Below are 19,064 nucleotides of genomic sequence, written 5' to 3'. Positions count from 1 at the left end.
GGTTCGTCAGGAGCCGGAGCTCGATGACGGCCACGTCGCCGGGCGGCCATGTCCACGGCACCGTGGTTCAGCGGTACGAAGCCGCCCCAGTCGGGATCGATCTGCCAGACATCACCGGCGGGCCCTTCAGGATCAGCCGGATGAAGTTGCCGCAGCCCTGCTCGGCCGGCATGAGCGTGCCCCGGGTCATGGCCGGTACTCCGTCGGCAGATCGATGCCGGTCTCAGTGGCGGCTGTGATGCTGACGACGAAGACGTCGGGAGTGCCACGCCCTTTTACCGGAGTTGGCCTCGGAAGATGGCGATCTGCGTTTGCGGTAGGAAAATTGGAGTAGGAAAACAAGACATCGTGGTGGCGTGAAAGTAAACGGCGGTGGGCCGTTGGGGGATTCCGGGGGCGTGGGCATCCTTGCTGGACAGGGCAGTGGGCGGTGTTTCCCGGGCTTCGGCCCGTCGGTGCTCTCCCGGAGTTTGTCGAGGGTGTTCCCGTTCCGGGACCGGTCGGTGAAATGGATCACAGACGTGCGGCGGCGGCGCTCACTAAGATCACGATTGTCGAACGTTCGGCTCCGGTTCCCTGGCCTCTTCGGTCCCCATGAGACGCCACGCAACTTGAGCCATGTGTTCAAGCGTCGACATCCCTGCACTGCCTGAACGTAAGGAAAAGTGTGTCCGGTATTGCCGGTTGGCTCGATCGACGCCGGGATTTAAGGTCTTTCGGCTTGACGGTCGAGCAGATGGCTTCCGATCTCGTCGTCCGTGGCCGCGCAGGCGGCACAGTATGGCAGGAACGACAAGTCGCCCTGATCCAGAGGGACTCGGCGCAGGCCCCGCAGCCACCGCGGTCCCCGCAGTCCTGGCGGGCCGCGGTCGTCACCGATGACCTCGGTGACACCCTCGCCGTCGCGGTGTGCGACGGACATGTGCTGCCCCCCAGCGACCTCGATTCCCCGACGACCGGTTCGGACATGCCGGTCACCGGTGGCAGCGCAGCGGCGCGGGCCGTGCTCAAGGCCTACCTGCGGTGGGGCCGTTCCGCCCCGGCTCATCTGGACGGGACGTTCGCCTTCGCCGTCTGGGACGTCCGCACCGGAGAACTGCTCCTCGGCCGCGACCGGTTGGGTGTGAAGCCCCTGAGCTACGCGCTCACCCCCGAAGGGGTCGTGTTCGCCTCCGACGTGGCCACCGTCGTGCGCCATCCGATGGTGCGGGCCGAGCTCGACGGGGCTGGACTGGGCGCCGTCCTCACGCAGTTGCGCAGCCCCGGTCTGGGCGTACTGCGCAGTGTGCGCGAGGTGCGGGCCGGTCATACCCTCTGCATCGCGGCGGAGGGCCGTACCGAGGAGCCGTACTGGCGCCTGGAGGCCCGCCCCCACGAACTCGGCCTCGACAGCACCGTGAAGCACCTCAGGGATCTGCTGGAGGACGCGGTGGCCAGGGCCGAGCCCGGCGAGAGAGCAGCCGTGCTGCTGTCGGGCGGGCTCGACTCCAGCGTGCTGACGGGTCTTGTCGCCTCCGGCGGCCGCAGCGCGCCGCAGACCTTCACCGTCCTGTTCGGCGACACGTCCGCACCCGTCCCGGACCGGCCGTACGCCGAGGAGGTGGTCCGGCTGTGGGGCTGCGACCACCGGGAAGTCGCGGTCCGGCCCGATGAGTTGCTGGACCCGGTGACCTTGGCGGAGGTGCTCGCCGCGAAGGATCAGCCGACACCGTTCGGCGACAAGAACATCACCCCCTATCTCTTCAGCGGGCACGTGGCGCGGCATGCGCGGGTCGTGCTCAGCGGGGAGGGCGCGGACGCGCTGTTCGGGGGCCTGGGCGGTGCCATCGACGAGGGCCGGGTCCTCACCTCCTTCCCGTGGATCGAGCGGTCGCGGCGGTTCGGGATGCCGTACGGCATCGGCACCGGGCTCTTCGACCGAGCGCTCCTGGAGGACGTCGACGTCGACGGTCATGTCGACCGCATGTTCCGTGAAGCACTCGACGAGGTTCCCCATCTGCCGGGCGCGGCTCCGGTCGACCGGCTCGCGCGTCAGGTGGACTACCTCACCGTCACCCGGCTGCTGGAGCAGACGGTGCTCCACTCCGAGCGGCTGAGCACCGCGGCCGGCCTGGAGGTGCGGTTCCCCTTCACCGACCACCGCCTGCTCTCCGTACTGTTCAACGTGCCGGCGGCGATGAAGTCCTTCGACGGCAGGGAGAAGAGCCTGCTGCGCACGCTGGGACGGGACGTGGTCCCGCCGTCGGTGCTCACCCGGGCCAAGGTCCCCTACCCGATCACCTACGACCCCCACTACAAGGCCGGACTGGTCGGCAGGCTGCGGGACCTCCTCGACGACACCACCGCGCCCGCACGTCCGCTCGTCGACCTGCCGGCGATCCGTCGTACGACCGAGGACCCGGCACTGCTCGACCGCGGAGGCTGGCTGGGCCGCGCCGATGCCGAGATGGTGCTCCAACTCGACGACTGGATGCGGCGCTTGAACGTACGGACGCGGGTGTAGCTGGCCGTAGAGGACAGTCGGCGGGCGTCCTGAGCGCCCACGCCCGGCCCCCTTCCTGCCGGAAGTCCCTCCTGCCCGAACCTCTCTTCCCCGAACCCTTCATTCTTCTCCACCTCTCACCGCCACGCTCGCCCACCCCTGCTCACACACAGGGTGACTTGGCATGCCCCAATCACGGGCACCGACCTCGATGTGAGGACCTCCTTTGGCAAGTTCACCGTCAAGGACTACACGGAACGCGACCAGCGACCCGGACCGTGTCAGCTTCCTGGAGGAGCTGTACCAGGGACGATTCCGCTGGGACCTCATCCGGGACTTCCCGGTGCAGGACCCGGCCGACGCGCGGACCGGCGACCGGATGACCGAGGAACTGGACGCCCTGCTGCGCGAGCGCGTCGACGCCGACGACGTGGACGCGCTCGCCGCTCTGCCCGAGGGCCTGCTTGACGAACTGGGCGGTCGCGGCTACTTCGCCCTCCAAGCGGACACGTCCCTGGGCGGACACGCACTCTCGCACTACAACACCTTCCGCATGGTGTCGGCGGCCGCGGCGCACTGCACCCCGGTGGCGCTCTCCCTCGCCATCGAGAACGCGCTCGGCGCCGGGGCCTTCCTGTCCGTCGTCCCGGACGGGCCGCTGCGCGAGCTGCTCGGCGACGTGGTGTGCCGCGGCGCCCGGTCCGCCAGTGCCGACAGCGAGCCCCAGGGCGCGGCGAACCAGCGCCGCTTCACCACCGCGACCCGCATCGACGGCACCGACGACTACCTCCTCAACGGGCGCAAGGTCTTCGTCGGACACGCACCCGTCGCCGAGCTGGTCAGCGTCTCGGCCACCGTCCACGAGGACGGGGCCGACCGGGTGCGGATGTTCTTCGTCCGCACCGACAGCCCCGGCGTGACCAGCGGAGACTGGCACACCTACATGGGCATCAAGGGATTTCCCAACGGCTGGCTGGAGTTCCGGGACGTACGGGTCACCGGCGGGCACATGCTGGTCGAGCGTGACGCCGGGCATGTCGTGCGGACGACGCCCGCGACCGCACGCCTGGTCGGCCGGGGCCGGATGCACCTGATCGCGGCGCCCGCGCTGGCCGTCGCCCGGCTGTCCGTGGGGTGGATGCGGGACTTCGCGTCCCGCCGTGTCATCGACGGGCGGTCGCTGTCGGAGTACGACGAGGTGCGGCGCCGGCTGGCCGACAGCCTGGCCGAGACGTTCGCGATCGAGACCATGGCCCAGTGGTGCCTGCTCCCGGACGACCAGGACAGAAACCTCAACCTGCGGTTCGAGCAGAACGCCGTCAAGAACGCGGCCTCACTGCTGGCCTGGGACATCGCCGAGCGCGCCATGTCCCTGCTGGCGGCCGAGGGCTACGAGACGGCGGCGAGCAAGCGACTGCGTGGCGCTCCGCCCGTGCCCGTCGAGCGGTACCTGCGCGATCTGCGCAATCTCCGGATCTCGGGCGGTGTCGACTTCCAGATCGACAACTGGATCGGACGGCTGTCGATCCTGTCGTACTACTACCCGGAACCGGAACACGCCGAGGAACTCCTACGGGACGGCGCGGTGCCCCTGGACACCACGGGCACGGTCCTCACGCCCCGCAATCTGGACCACCTGCACTGGGCGGCCGACCGGACCCGGGACTTCGGGCGCACCTGCCTCGAACTCGCCCGGCGCCACCCCGACCGGGAGGAACTCGCCGCCCAGGAAAGGACGTTGATCCTCCTGGCCGGCACCGCCAGGGAACTGCTCGGCATGTCACTGACCCTGGCCCGCGCCTCCACCCTGTCGGCGTCCGGGGACGACGGCGCCCAGCCGCTGGCCGACATCTTCTGCACCGCGGCCAGGCAGCGGATCGACGATCTGCACCGCCGGCTCCAGTGCCCGCCCGCCCCCGACGTCACCGCGGTCACCACCGCCTGGATGTCCGGAGCCGGATTCGGCTTCCTCACCCCCGACGGCACACCCCGCCCGTCGCACGCTGACCGCACCGAAGAGAGCGCCATATGAACACCCCCGCGCAGTGCGTCCCGCTGTCCGTCGGCCAGGAGGCGATGTGGGTCGCCTGGAAGCTGGACCCCGGGCAGTGGAGCCACATCATCCCCACCCCCTTCCGGGTGCGCGGCACCCTGGACCTCGAACGGCTGCGCCTGGCGGTCGCCGAGGTCGGCGAGGCCTTCCCGCAGCTGCGGGCCCGGGTGCGCACCGGACAGGAGGGATCCGTCCTCGACTGGTCGGACGCACCCGAGATCCCCGTCCGCCGCAGCCGCACCGAACTCGGCCAGGACGCCGCGATCCGCCAGGCCTGGCAGACCCCGTTCGACCTGCGCACCGGACCGCTCGCGCGCGTCGACCTCATCGACGGCCCGGACTACACGGTCCTGCTGATCGCCGTGCACCACCTGGTGTACGACGGCGCCTCCATCCTGCTGCTCCTGGACGCCCTGCGCACCGCCTACCAGGGCGACCCGCTGCCCCGCGAGGACCACGCCCCGGCGCTCGCCGCGTTCGCCGCGCACTCGCGCGAACTGGCCGACGGCCCGTCCGGCGAGGCCCACCGCCTCCACTGGAAGGCGGAACTGGGCGACTTCGGCGGCGACTTCGCGCTGCCGGCCGGCTCGGAGGAGCCGCGGTACACCGTCATCAGCGAGAAGCTGCCGGCCGACCTGGCCGCCGCCCTGCGCACCCGCGCCACCGAGGAAGGCATGTCCTTCGCCACCGTGCTCATGGGCGCCTACTTCGCGCTGCTGAGGCGGCACAGCGGCGCGTCGGACGTGCTGTCGTTCCTGCCGTACCACGGCCGCTGCCTGCCCGAACTGACCGGGCGGGTGGGCTACTTCGTCAACGCGCTGCCCGTGCGGGTACCGGTGCGCGACGACGACACCTACACCGACCTGCTCGGCCGTGTCCGCGCGCGGGTCAAGGAGAGCCTGGCGCACGGCGATCTGCCGCTGCCCGCCATCATGCGGTCCGCGGGACTCACCGGCCCCGACGCCCAACGGCGCACCCATCAGACGGTGTTCCAGTACTGGCACGCCGGACTGCGCGACGGCGTCGACGTCCACGACGTGCGGCTGCGTCACGACGGCGCAGAGGCACGGCTGAGCCTGCTGGACATGGAGAGCACCGCCGGCTTCCGCCTCGCCCTCATGGTCCGCGAGGACAGCTGTGGCACGCACCTGCTGTGGAAGGACCCGGCGGGCTCGCTGGGCGCCTCGGTGGTGCGCGCCATGGCCGACGACTATCTGGCCGTGCTGCGCGCGATGGCGGACAACCCGCGGGCCGGGATCGGCGGCGTGGCGGCAGCGGTGGCCGCCGACGCGGGAGGCACCGCACACGACGGAACCGCACACGACGGCGGCGACAGCGACCACTCGCCGGCCGCCACCGGCGTCGAGGACGACGCCCGTCTGACGGTGATGGCCGAGGTCTGGCAGTCCGTGCTCGGCACCGGGGCCGTCGCGCCCGGTGACTCGTTCTTCGAGCTGGGCGGCCACTCCCTGCTCGCCGAGATGCTCGTCGGCGCGGTGCGCGAACGGTTCCCGGCCGCCACCGCGACCATCCGGCTGCTCTTCGACCACCCGCGGCTGGCGGAGTTCACCGCCCACGCGCTGCCCTCACCGGCTCCCGCCGACACCCGCCGTTCGGCCGAGGACCCGTCCGACCAGCCCACTGCGGCCGTCACGGCCACGCCCGCCGCCGGGGAAGCCACCGCCGGCCCGGAGACCTCCGCCGCCGGGGACCCGGTCCAGGGCGTCGGAGACGTCTTCCCGGCCTCCAGCTTCCAGCGCCGTATCTGGCTGGCCCAGCGCGTGGGCGGTGACCAGGCCGCCTACAACGTGCCGCTCGCCTGGCGTGTGGAACACCCGCTGGACGCCGTCGGCGTCGGCCGGGCCCTGGCCGCGACGATCGAGCGCCACGAGATCCTGCGCACCGCGTTCCACGAGGTCGACGGCGATCTCATGCAGACCGTGCGCGCTCCGTGGGCTCCCCGAGTCGAGCGGGTCGACCTCGGTGACCGGCCGGACCCCGAGGCCGCGCTGCAGGACTGGATCCGCACCGCGGCCCACGAGCCCTTCGACCTGGCCTCGGGACGGCTGCTGACCGCCGCGCTGATCGAACTCGGGCCGGCCGGCCAAGTGCTCTTCGTGTGCCTGCACCACCTGCTGTGGGACGGCGAGTGCGAGGACATCCTGCTCAGGGAGCTGGACACCCACTACATCGAGGCGAGCGACCCCGAGGCATCCCGCACCGACGGGGACACCCCGGTCGCGGCCGCCGGGGACGTACACCCGACCTCCGCGCACCAGGAACGCATGTGGTTCGTGGACCGCTTCGAGAACGGCCATCTCTACCCGGGCGCGCCCACCTATCACAACCTCCCGCTCTTCCTGCGCCTGGAGAAGCTGCCGGACCGCGCCGAACTGGCGGACCGGGTCGCGGCCGTCGTACGCGCCCATGAGGCACTGCGTACGGAACTGGTCGAGCTGGACGGCCGGGTCGTGCAGCGGGTGCGGCCCGACGCCACCGTCGTGCCCGAGTGGCTGCGGGCCGCGCCCGGTGCCGGGGCCGGGGCCGGGGTCGGCGTCGACGTCCCGGACGTCCTGACGGAATGGGCACGCACGCCGTTCGACCTGTCCGCGGGTCCGCTCCTGCGGATCGCGGTCCGGCCCGACGAGGGTTCCTCCGGAGGCTGGGTCGCCCTGTGCGGGCACCAGGCCGTGATCGACCGGGTGTCCCTGGAGACGGTGGCCGGGCAGATCCTGGCCGGGCCGGACGCGCGGGCCCCGCGGCCGACCGGCTACCAGGCGTGGCGCGACGCCGACGACGAGGACACCCGCCGGGCACATCTCGCCGCCCGCGCCGCCGTACTACAGCCGCCCGCCGACCCGCTGCGCCTGCCGGAGCGCCGTACCCGTGACGCCGTCCACGTCTACGAGGAGCGGTCGGTGGCGTTCACCGTGCCCGCCGACGTCGCGCTGGGCCGGGTCGCCGAGCGGCTCGGGGCGCAGGTGGCGGACGTCGCCCTCGCCGCCTTCGCTGCCGTGCTCCAGTGGTACTCCGGCCAGGAGGACATGGTGCTCGGACTGTCCCACGCCGGGCGGCGGGAGCAGGACCGGCATGTCGTCGGACCGCTGAGCAACCTCCTGCCGGTGCGCCTGCGCCCGCAGGCGGACCTCTCGTTCGCCGGACTCGTCGAACGCACCGCGGCCGAGACGGCCCACGCCCGTGCCCATGACCGGGCTCCGTTCGACGAGCTGGTCCGCCTGGTCGACCCGTCGAAGGACATGAGCCGTACGGCACTCTTCGACGTCCTGTACAGCTACCTCCCCGCCGCGGCGGCGCTGCCCGCCCCGGAGGGCACCACGGCACGCCTGGTGGACGCCGCCGGGGGACGCGGCAAGTACGACCTGCACCTGTGCCTGCGGCCGGACGGCGACCACGGCCACCGCGCCCATCTCGTGTACAACGGCCGCTACTTCGACCACGACCAGATCACCGCGATGGCCGCCCACTACGTCACGGCACTGCGCGTGCTGAGCGAGCGGCCCGACTCCGGCGTGGCCGACATCGACCTCCTGTCCGAGGCGGAGCGCCACACCCAGCTGCGGGTGTGGAACGCCACCGAGGCCCACTACGACGAGACCCCCGCCCACGACCTCATCCGGCGCCGCGCCGAGGCCAGGCCCGCGGACGTGGCACTGACCGACGGCGCGCACTCGGTCGCCTACGGCGCGCTGCTCACCGACGCACAGGCGGTCGCCCGCGGCCTGCTCGCCGCGGGCGTACGACAGGGAGAACTGGTCGCCCTGCTGTTCCCGAGGGGCGCCGACCAGGTGCGTGCGGTCCTGGGCACCCTGCTGGCCGGGGCCGCCTACCTGCCCATCGACCCCGCCATCCCGGACGAGCGCCGGGAGTTCATCCTCTCGGACTCGGGCGTGCGGCTCGCGCTCGCCCCGTCGCACGCGGCGGACGGACACGGCTTCGACGGGCAGGTGCTCGCCCTGGACGAACTGCTCGATCCGGCGCACCGGGACGACGACGCGACACCGCTGCCGTCGGTCCCCCTAGACTCGCCCGCCTACTGCATCTACACCTCGGGCACCACCGGCCGGCCCAAGGGGGTCGTCCTCACCCACCGCAACCTGGTGCGCCTGCTCGTCAACGACCGGCTTCCGTTCAGCTTCGGGCCGCAGGACGTGTGGACGATGTTCCACTCCTACGCCTTCGACTTCTCGGTGTGGGAGCTGTTCGGCGGCCTGGTGCACGGCGGCCGGGTCGTGCTCGTCTCCGAGGACGAGACCCGGGACCCCGGGCTCTTCTTCGACCTGCTCCAGCGCGAACGCGTCACCGTGCTCAACCAGACGCCGAGCGCCTTCCGCAGGCTGCTCGGCCTGCGGCCCTCGGCACCGGGCGGACTCGCCGCGCTGCGCTATGTGATCTTCGGCGGTGAGGCGCTGCGACCGGCGATGCTGACCGAGTGGTCCGAGCGGTTCCCGCACGTGCGGCTGGTCAACATGTACGGCATCACGGAGACCACCGTGCACGCGAGCGTGCGTACCGTCTCCCGTGGCGACATGGAGACGGACACGAGCGTCGTGGGCACGCCGATACCGACCACGCGGCTGTATCTCCTGGACCGGCACACCGGCCGCCGGCTGCTGCCCGTCGGCACGGTCGGTGAGATCTACGTCGGCGGCGACGGTGTCGCGGGCGGCTATCTGGGCCGGCCGGAACTGACCGCCGAGCGCTTCGTGCCCTCGCCGTTCGATGACGGCACCCTGTTCCGCAGCGGAGACCTCGCCGCCCAACTGCCCGACGGCAGCCTGCGTTTCATCGGACGCGCCGACTCCCAGGTCCAGCTGCGGGGTTACCGCATCGAGCCGGGCGAGGTGCAGACATGCCTGTGCGAGCACCCGGACGTCTCCGACGCCGTCGTGTTCGCGGAGGACGACCGGCTGATCGCCGTGGTGCAGAGCGAACAGGGGCTGGGCGCGGGGGAGTTGCGCGGCCATCTGGCACGCCGACTGCCCTCGTACATGCTGCCCTCGCTGTTCCACGTGGTGGCGAGCATCCCGCTCACCGTCAACGGCAAGGTCGACGTGGCGTCGCTGCGGGCGCAGACCGCCGCCCTCGCCGCTCCCGCCCGGCGCGAGCCGCGTGCCGGTACCCCGGCCGTGCTGGCGGCCGTGTGGCGCGAGCTGCTCGAAGTGCCGACGGTGAGCGAGGACGACTCGTTCTTCGGGCTGGGCGGGCACTCCATGCTCGCGGTGCGTCTCATCGGCGAGATCGCCGAGCGGTTCGGCGCGGACCTGCCGATCAAGACGCTGTTCGAGACGCCGCGCCTGGGAGACCTGGCGGACCTGATCGACCGGGCCTCGGGCCGGTCGTCCGCCGACGCCGCCCCGCCCACGCCCGGTGCCACGCCCACTGTGGCACCGGAGGCGACGGCCTCGGCGACTGCCGGTCCCGGAGACCGCTCGGCGGCACCCGGCACGGAGCCCGCATCGCCCGCGAGCGCCTTCCAGCGGCGCATGTGGCTGGCGGAACAGACCGGCCAGGGCTCGCCCGCCAACGTCTTCCTCGGCTGGACCGTCGAAGGCCGGCTGGACCCGGCGGTCCTGGAGGACGCGCTCGCCCGCCTCGTCGCCGGGCACGAGATCCTCCGGACCGCGTTCCGCGCACAGGGCGGCACCGTGCGCCAGGTGGTCCAGGCGCCCTGGCGGCCCAGGATCGAGATGTGCGAGCCCACCGGTGCGGAGGGCCCCGAGGAGACGGCCACGCGCTGGCTCGACGGCGCCGCCGGCCGCCAATTCGACCTGGCCTCGGGCCGGTTGCTGCGAGCGGCCGTCGCCGACTGCGGGCCGCGCGGCCAGGCGTTCATGCTCTGCCTGCACCACCTCGTCGTGGACGGCGAGTCCGTGCCCGTCCTGCTGCGCGAGCTCGAACGCTGCTACCGCGACAGCCTCGCCGGGCTGCCGTCGGAGCCGCCCGCACTCCAGTACCGGGAGCACACCGCCGCCGCCGAGCGCTCCGGAGACCCGCACCGCGCCGCCGACCTGGACTTCTGGGCGGACCGGCTGGCCGGCTGGCCGGCCCGGCTGGACCTGCCCGCGCCGGTGCGGACCGAGGCCGACGGAGCAGTCCGCCTCGCACTCCCCGAAGGGCTGCTGGGCCGACTGCGACCGGTGATGGACGAGCACGGAGCGACCTGGTTCATGCTCATGGCGGCGGCGCTCGCCACCGGCCTGCACCGATGGAGCGGCCTGCCGAGGGTGACCTTCGGCGTTCCCGCGAGCACCCGTGACCGCGGCTCCGCCGACCTGCTCGGCCCCTGCCTCAACCACGTCGTCCTGCGCTCCTCGACAGCGGGCGACGCCCCCGCTCGCGAGACGCTGCGCGCGATGCGCACAGAAGTGCTGGACGCCTTCGAGCACGCCCGCACGCCCTTCGACGACGTACTGGCCCGCCTGCGCCCCGAACCGGCAGCGGACCGGCCGCCGTACGGCGACGTCGTGCTCAACATGAACCTGCGCGGCGACCGGCGCGCCGTGCTGGGCGGCGCCGTACTGCGCCCGGTGTTCGCCGAGTCGCTGTGGTCCCACGAGGCCAAGTTCGGCATCACACTGACCGTGGCCGAACAGGACGGCGAACTGGACGCCGTGCTCTCCCACCGGGGCGACCGCGTGTCCGCCGCCGACGCGGCCCGCCTCGCGGACTCCGTCGCCGCGTTCCTCGTGGAACTCGCCGACGGCCGACGGCCCGCCCAGTACCGGGACTTCGTCCACGCCCAGGAGACGGCCCGCGCCGGCGCCCGGCACGAGACGGATCTCGCGTACTGGAGCGAACACCTCGACGGGGCACCCGCGTACGTGGAACTGCCCGCGCCCGAGGAACCCGCACCGCACGGGGTGGTGGACATACCGATGCCCGCGGGTGTGGGCGAGCGGCTGCGCGCCCTCCACGAGCGGCACGGCATCTCCCCGTTCATGGCGGCGGCGACGGCACTGGGCATCCTGCTGCGCCACCGCACCGGTACGGACGACGTGGTGATCAGCAGCCCGATGACCAACCGCGGTTCGGGCGGCCTCGCGGACGTCTTCGGGCCGTGCCTGAACACCGTGGCGCTGCGCTCCCGGCTGCGGCAGGACGCGACCGTGCGCGAGGCGCTGGAAGCGATGCGGGACACGACGCTGGACGCCTTCGCGCACCGCGAGGTGGCCTTCGAGGACGTCGTCGACCGGATCAACCCGCCCCGCAGGCCGGGCCGTACCCCCTACTGCGACGTCTCGCTGGCGTTCAGCACGGCCGCGGTGCGCCCGCCGACGCTCGGCGGACGCGCCCTGCGCGCGGTCGAACTCGACGGCGGCGACGCGGCGTACACCGGAAAGCTCGGGCTGACCGTCGCGCTCGTCCTCGACGGCAGCGAACTGCGCGGCCGCATGGCCTACCACGGCGGCCTCGTCCGGCGCGACGACGTGGCACAGATGGCCGACACCCTGGCCACGCTGCTGGCCCAACTGCCCGAGAACCTGGACGCCCCGGTCACCGGGCTGGAGCTGATCCCGCACGAGCAGCTCGACCGGATACGCACATGGGAGCACGGCCCGCTGCCGGGTCCCGCGACCACCGTCCCCGAACTGGTGCTGGAGCAGGCGCGCGTGCGGCCCGACGCGACGGCGATCGACAGCAGCCGGGGTGCGCTCCGCTACGCCGGGCTGGTGGCCCGCGCCCGCTCGCTGGCCGGGACACTGCGCCCGCACCTCCCGGCCGACGAGCCCACGGTCGGGCTGCTCCTGGAGCGCGGCGAGGACTTCGTCGTCGGCATGCTCGCCACCTGGTTCGCCGGGGCCGCGTTCTGCCCGCTCGACCCGTCCTGGCCGGCCGCCCGGCAGGAGTTCGTCCTCGGCGACGTCCGCGCCGACGTGCTGCTGACCCGAGCTGGGATCACGCTGCCGTCGACCGGCCGGGCCACGGTCGTCGACGTCACGGACGTGACACCGGCCGAGGCGGCCGAGAACGGTGCCGAGGCTCTTCCCGCATGGTCTCCGCAGGCCACGGCCTACGTCATCTACACCTCCGGCACCACCGGAACCCCCAAGGGCGTCGTGGTCCGCCACGGCGGCCTCGCCAACCTCGTACGGTCGGTGGGCAGCACGCAGGACATCGGCCCCGGGGACCGCTGCACCCACCTGCTGAGCGTCAGCTTCGACTCCTCGCAGATGGAGGTGTGGCAGGCCCTCGCCCATGGCGCCTGCCTGGTCCCGCACGAGGAACCCGTCGCCGCGTCCACGCTCGGTGAGTGGCTGGACCGCAAGGGCGCGACCGTGGCGTTCAGCGCCACCGCGCTGGCCGAGGCCATGTGGAGCACCGGCACCGCCCTTCCGCGCGGGCTGCGCTGGCTGGGCATCGGCGGCGCGGCGCTCTCCCAGCGTCCGCCGGCCGGGCTGCCCTACCGGCTGCTCAACTCCTACGGCCCCACCGAGAACACCGTCGCCGCCTCGGAGCACATCGTCGACGGCTCCGGCACCGCGCCGCTGAACTGCATCGGGCGGCCCATCGCCGGCGTGCGGATGCTCGTCCTCGACGCGGCCGGCCGACGCTGCCCGCTCGGCACCACCGGCGAGATCCACCTGGCCGGTCACAGCCTCGCCGTCGGGTACCTGCGGCGTCCGGAACTGACGGCGGACCGCTTCCGCACGATCGAACTGGACGGCGCGCCGCTGCGGGTCTACCGCACCGGCGACCTCGGCCGCCGCCTGAGCGACGGCACCGTGGAGTACCTGGGCCGGGCGGACCGGCAGCTCAAGCTCCGTGGTTACCGCATCGAGCCGGGCGAGATCGAGCACTTCCTGCTGCGCCGGCCCGAAGTGGCCCAGGCCGCCGTGACCGGCGACCCGCAGCGCACCCCGGCCCTCGTCGCCTATGTGACCCCGCAGGGTGCGCACCGCCCCGACAGCGCCGAACTCCTGCGCCGCGCACGGGCGGAGCTGCCCGCCTTCATGGTGCCGGAGGCCGTCGTCGTACTGCCTGCCCTGCCACTGACCACCAGCGGCAAGGTCGACCACGCCGCGCTGCCCAGGCCCGAGCGCACCGACCTGGTCGGGGCGGCCGGTCACGTCGCACCGGGCAACGACACCGAACGGCGTGTGGCCGCCCTCTGGTCGGAGGTCCTGGGGCTCGCCGCGGTCTCGGTCCACGACAACTTCTTCGACCTCGGCGGCAACTCCCTGGCCCTGGCCAAGCTGCACAGCAGGGTCGTCGCCGCCTTCGCCCGGGAGCTGCCCATCACCGCCCTGTTCGAGCACCCGACCGTCGCCGCGCTGGCGAAGGCACTCGACTCGGCGCGTCGGTCCGGCGAGTCCACCGACGGCATCGCCGAGCCCAGGCGTCCGCAGCGCTCCGGCAGGCAGAACCGGCGCGGCCGGCGCCGTCCCGGTACGAAGGAAGGTGCGTGATCATGACGAACGGGACCACACCGGCCTCCCCGGTCACACCCGCGCCCGGCATCCGGCAGCACCGGACCCTGCGCGTGCTCCTCGTCGCCGAGACCATCTCGATGCTCGGCACCCAGCTCAGCGCGGTCGCCATGCCGTGGCTCGTGCTGCAACTCACCGGATCCGCAGGTGACATGGGGCTGGTCATGGCGGCGCAGCTGGCCGCCATTGCGGTGTTCGGCTTCTTCGGAGCCTCCTGGACCGGACGCCTCGGGCCGCGCACGGTCATGCTCGTCGGGGACACCGTCCGCGGCCCGCTGGTGGCACTGCTGCCGGTGCTGTACTTCCTCGACTGCCTGAACACGGCCACGTTCGTGGTGGTGATGTTCGCGATCGGCGCGTTCTACGCCCCGTACGCAGCGAGCCAACAGGCCATCCTGCCGGGCGTCGTCGGTGAGGACGAGCAACTGCTCGGCCGGGCCAACGCCGCCCTGCAGAGCGCGACCCGGCTCAGCGTGCTGCTGGGCCCCGTGCTCGGCGGCGTCCTCATCTCCCTGCTCGGCGCGCCCACGGTGCTGATCGTGGACGCGGTGTCCTTCGCCTGCTCGGCCGTACTGCTGCGACTGTGCCTGCCGCAGACGCCCACGACCGGGAAGGGCACGGGGCGTCGTTCGCCCGCGGCCGGGTTCCGGCTGCTGATGCGGGACCGGCTGCTGGGCAACTGGTCGGTGGCGCTGGCACTCGGGGAGATGGCCTGGCAGGCGCTGTTCGCGCTGCTGCCGGTGATCGCCGTGACGCGGGAGCACGGCTCCTCCGTCGTGGCGGGCGCTCTGCTGACCGCCTTCGGCGGCGGCGCGCTCGCGGGCACCCTGCTGGCCGGACGGCTGCTGCGCCGGGTGCCCGCCAGGACCCTCGCACTGACCGGTCGCGTGGCGCTGGGCGCCGGCTTCCTCGCACTGCCGCTGCCGTTCGGTGTGCCGGGCCTGTTCTGCCTGCTGGTGTGCGTCGGCTTCCTCAACGGCGTGTCCTCCGCGCCGGTCGCCACCGTCCGGGTGCTGCGCATCCCGGAGGAGCACCGCCCCGAGGCACTCACGGTCGCCACCGCGCTGGCCCTGATCGGCGGCACTGCGGGCTGGGTGCTGTCCGGCACGCTCGCCCAGAAGGCCGGACTGACCCCCGCCTTCTGGGGGCTGGCCGCCCTGCAGCTCACGGCCGCCGCCCTGTTCGTCTTCGGCGCCCTGGGCACCGCGTCCCCGCCCACCGCGCCCTCGACCGATGACCCCGCCGAGGTCACCCGCACCGACCCCGCGAAGGACTCCCGATGACGTACGACCAGCAAGAAGACCAGGAAGACCAGGAAGGCCAGGAACACCTCGTCGCCGTGGTGGGCATGGCGGGCCGGTTCCCCGGCGCCCCGGACGTGGAGCGCTTCTGGGAGAACCTGTGCGCCGCCCGCGAGACGATCTCCGTCCTGCCCGACCGCGCCGACCCGGCACACCCCGACTACGTACCGGCCTACGGCGTGCTCGACGGGGTGGGCGAGTTCGACGCCGCCTACTTCGGGCTGTCGGCGCACGACGCCCTCATCACCGACCCGCAGCAGCGGCTGCTCCTGGAGTGCGCCCATGAAGCACTCGAACGGGCCGGGCACGGCGGCGAGGACCGACCCGTGACGGGCGTCTTCGTCGGAGCCGGGAACAACGGGTACGCCGAGGCGGTCCGCGCCCGCATCGACGAGTTGCCCTTCCTCGACGAATGGCGGCTGCGGCAGGCCACCGCGCCCGACTTCGTCAGCACCCGCATCGCCTACCACCTGGACCTGACCGGGCCGGCCCTGACCGTGCAGACGGCCTGCTCGACCTCCCTGGTGGCGGTGCACCTGGCGGTGCAGGCGCTGCTGAACGGCGAATGCGACCTCGCGCTCGCCGGCGGCGCGAGCGTCGTCCCGCACCTGCCCCGCATGCGCTACACCCCGGGCGGCATCGTCGCGGCCGACGGCCACTGCCGCGCGTTCGACGCCGACAGCGACGGCACGGTCGGTGCCAGCGCGGTGGGCGTGGTCGTCCTGCGGCCGCTGTCGGACGCGCTGGCGGACGGCGACCACGTGCACGCGGTGATCCGGGGTTCCGCGGTGAACAACGACGGCCGGCACAAGGCGGGCTTCACCGCGCCGAGCGTGGTGGGCCAGGCCGAGGTGATCCGTCTCGCCCACGAGGCCGCCGGCGTCGATCCGGACGAGGTGGGCTATGTGGAGGCGCACGGCACGGGCACCGCGCTCGGCGACCCGATCGAAGTGGCCGCGCTCAGCCGGGCCTTCGGGCCCGGAACCGGCCGTGGTGGCGGCCCCTGCCTGCTCGGTTCGGTGAAGACGAACATCGGTCATGCCGACTCCGCGGCGGGCGTGGTGGGCTTCATCAAGGCGGTCCTCAGCGTGGAGCACGGCGTCGTCCCGGCCACGCTGCACTACCGAAAGCCGAACCCGGCCATCGACTTCGCCTCGTCCGCCTTCGAGGTGAGCGGCAGCACGCGCGCGTGGCCGACGGACGGCCCGCGGATCGCCGGAGTCAACGCGCTCGGTGTCGGCGGCACCAACGCACACGTGGTGCTGGAACAGGCGCCACCGCCCGCGGCCTCCACACCCGTCCGCCGCAGGCAACTGCTGGTGGTCTCCGGCCGGACCCCGCAGGCCGCCGACACCGCGGCGAGCCGCCTGGCCGACCACCTGGAAGCGCACCCGACGACGCCTCTGGCCGACGCGGCATGGACCCTGCAGTCCGGCCGCGCCCACCACGCCCACCGCAGGTTCGTGGTCGCGGGCGACACGCGGGAAGCGGTGAACGCCCTGCGCGGCCGGGCGGCGGCGACGGGCGTCGGCGCGCCGTCCGACGTCGAACAGGTCTTCCTGTTCCCCGGCCAGGGCGGTCAACACGTCGGCATGACCGCGGAGTTGTACGACACCGAGCCCGAGTTCCGGCGACACCTGGACGAGGTGGCCGAGGCGGTCACGGGTCCGCTCGGACTGGACCTGCGGGAGGTCCTCTATCCCGGCACGCAGGCGGAGCGGCCGTCCGCCGCCGAGCGGCTGGCGACCATCGGCGTCGGCCAGCCGGCGGTGTTCGCGGTGCAGTACGCCACCGCACGGCTGCTGATGTCGTGGGGTCTGCGGCCGAGCGCCGTCACCGGGCACAGTCTCGGCGCGTACGCCGCGGCCTGCGTCGCCGGAGTGTTCTCACCGGTCGACGCGGCCCGGCTGGTGGCCGAGCGCGGCCGGCTCCTCGCCACCGTGCCCGCAGGCGCGATGGCGGCCGTACGCCTGCCCGAGGCCGAGGTCCAGCCGATGCTCCCGGCCGATGTCACGATCGGCGCGGTGAACGGCCCGGGCCAGTGCACCGTCACCGGACCGGCCGCGTCCATCGCCCGTTTCGCGGAGGAACTGACCGGCCGGGGGATCGAGGCGCGGGTCCTGCGGATCGCCACTGCGGGCCACTCGCCGCTCGTCGACCCGATCGCGCACCGCTTCGCCGAGGCGGTCGAGGCACTGCCCCGCGAGCGGCCGGCCCTGCCGGTGCTCTCGGACACCACCGGCTCCTGGGCGGATCCCGAGGAGATCCGCACCGCCGCCCACTGGGTACGGCACCTGCGCCGGCCCGTGCGGTTCGGCGAGGTGCTGGACACCCTCTTCGGCACCCCGGACCGCGTCCTCGTCGACGTCGGCCCGGGTCGCACCCTGGCCACGCTGGCCCGCCAGCACGAGCGCTACGACAGCAAGCAGGCCGTCGTCCACGTCGCCCCGCACCCGGCGGAGGAGACGTCGGAGACGGCGACGCTCCTGTCCGGCGTGGGGGAGTTGTGGGTCCGCGGCGCCCGGCCGGACTTCCCGGCTCTGCACGGCGCCCAGCCACGCCGCCGGGTACCGCTGCCGACCTACCCGTTCGAGCGCCGGAACCACCTGGTGCCGGCACCGCCCGAGCCCGGTACGCCCGCGGTGCCGTCCGAACCCCACGGCCGTCCGGTGCCGCCGCCCGCACCCACCGCGCCGCAGGTGGCCGAGGCACCGCGGACGGAGACCGAGGCGGCGACAGCGGCCGGCCGGCCGTCGGAGCACCCGAGCGTGCTGGACGCCGTACTCGGCGCCTTCACACAGGCGCTCGGCCATCCCGACATCGACCCGCACGAGGGTCTCTTCGACCTCGGCGGTGACTCACTGACCGCGACGAAGCTCGCCGCCTGGGCCGCCGCCTCGTTCCACGTCACCCTCAACGCCGGGGACGTCCTTCGCTCCCAGACCCCGTCGGCGATCGCCGCGCTGCTCCAGGAGCGCGGTGCGGCATCCGATTCCGCCAAGGAGACTTCCGCCTCATGACCGCCACCCCGCCGCTGGGTACGGCCACCCGCCGCAGCCCCTGGCTGACCGGCCGCCCCCTGGCCCAGCCCCCCGAGCGCCACCTGTACTGCTTCCCCCACTCCGGCGGGTTCCCCGGCGAGTTCGTCCGCTGGGGCCAGCAGTTGCCCGGCACCCAGGTGTACGGAGTCTGCCTCCCGGGACGCGGCAGCCGCGCCGCCGAACCACCGCTGACCGACCTGGGCACGGTGGTACGCGAGCTGCTCGACGCCACGCAGTTCACACCGCCCTACGATCTCTTCGGGCACAGTCTCGGCGCGCTGGTCGCCTACGAAGTGACACGGGAACTGATCGCCCGGGGCCGCCCGCTGCCCGAACGGCTCATCGTGTCGGCGTGCCCCGCACCACACCGACCGCGTCACGCGGCACGGGTGTCCGACAAGACGGACGCCGAGCTGGTCGCGGCCCTCGACGAACGCTACGGCGGCATCCCGCCGCAGATCGCCGCGGACGCCGACCTCATGGCCCTGCTCCTCCCGGTGTTCCGCGCGGACCTCACCCTGCTCGACAACTATCGTCACCAGGCGGGCGAGCCGCTCCCGGTGCCCCTCGACGTGCTCGGCGGGGACACGGACGTCGTCACCGGCGAAGCCCTCACGCAGTGGAAGGAGCACAGCACCGAGTCCGTGACGGTGCGCCGGTTCCCCGGCGGTCACTTCTACTTCCGCGACGATCCGGCACCGCTCCTGAGCGTGCTCGCCCGCCGGACCTGACCGCCGG

General features: G+C 73.0%; 6 protein-coding genes. All 6 read left to right on the top strand.

Annotation, left to right across the window (positions count from 1 at the left end):
* Positions 1-667 precede the first annotated feature (667 nt).
* The 6 genes from AC4OXY_RS06545 to AC4OXY_RS06520 all read left to right on the top strand — a co-directional run bounded on the left by AC4OXY_RS06545 (position 668) and on the right by AC4OXY_RS06520 (position 19,057).
* Entirely contained in the window at positions 668-2,503 is a 1,836-nt protein-coding gene (locus AC4OXY_RS06545; RefSeq protein ID WP_491993403.1) for an asparagine synthetase B family protein, read from the top strand.
* Between the two features lie 205 nt (positions 2,504-2,708).
* Complete coding sequence (locus AC4OXY_RS06540; RefSeq protein WP_402070253.1) at positions 2,709-4,514, top strand: acyl-CoA dehydrogenase family protein; 1,806 nt, start codon at positions 2,709-2,711, stop codon at positions 4,512-4,514.
* On the top strand, positions 4,511-13,963 hold the full coding sequence (locus AC4OXY_RS06535) for an amino acid adenylation domain-containing protein (protein WP_491993402.1): 9,453 nt from the start codon (positions 4,511-4,513) through the stop codon (positions 13,961-13,963). The genes AC4OXY_RS06540 and AC4OXY_RS06535 overlap by 4 nt, the downstream gene beginning before the upstream one ends.
* Before the next feature lie 2 nt (positions 13,964-13,965).
* Positions 13,966-15,267, top strand: a complete 1,302-nt coding sequence (locus tag AC4OXY_RS06530; RefSeq protein WP_356037645.1) for an MFS transporter — start codon at positions 13,966-13,968, stop codon at positions 15,265-15,267.
* On the top strand, positions 15,264-18,305 hold the full coding sequence (locus AC4OXY_RS06525) for a type I polyketide synthase (protein WP_491993401.1): 3,042 nt from the start codon (positions 15,264-15,266) through the stop codon (positions 18,303-18,305). The genes AC4OXY_RS06530 and AC4OXY_RS06525 overlap by 4 nt, the downstream gene beginning before the upstream one ends.
* Complete coding sequence (locus tag AC4OXY_RS06520; protein ID WP_491993400.1) at positions 18,302-19,057, top strand: thioesterase II family protein; 756 nt, start codon at positions 18,302-18,304, stop codon at positions 19,055-19,057. The genes AC4OXY_RS06525 and AC4OXY_RS06520 overlap by 4 nt, the downstream gene beginning before the upstream one ends.
* Positions 19,058-19,064: the final 7 nt, after the last annotated feature.

The sequence above is a fragment of the Streptomyces sp. HUAS MG56 genome (assembly GCF_058673395.1).
Note: the sequence above shows the minus strand (reverse complement) of the source record. Positions and strands in the feature narration are given on the sequence as shown.

Excerpts from the sequence above, each read along its gene's own strand:
- AC4OXY_RS06535 (WP_491993402.1), top strand. The coding sequence starts at position 4,511 with ATGAACACCCCCGCGCAGTGCGTCCCGCTGTCCGTCGGCCAGGAGGCG.
- AC4OXY_RS06530 (WP_356037645.1), top strand. The coding sequence starts at position 13,966 with ATGACGAACGGGACCACACCGGCCTCCCCGGTCACACCCGCGCCCGGC.
- AC4OXY_RS06525 (WP_491993401.1), top strand. The coding sequence starts at position 15,264 with ATGACGTACGACCAGCAAGAAGACCAGGAAGACCAGGAAGGCCAGGAA.
- AC4OXY_RS06520 (WP_491993400.1), top strand. The coding sequence starts at position 18,302 with ATGACCGCCACCCCGCCGCTGGGTACGGCCACCCGCCGCAGCCCCTGG.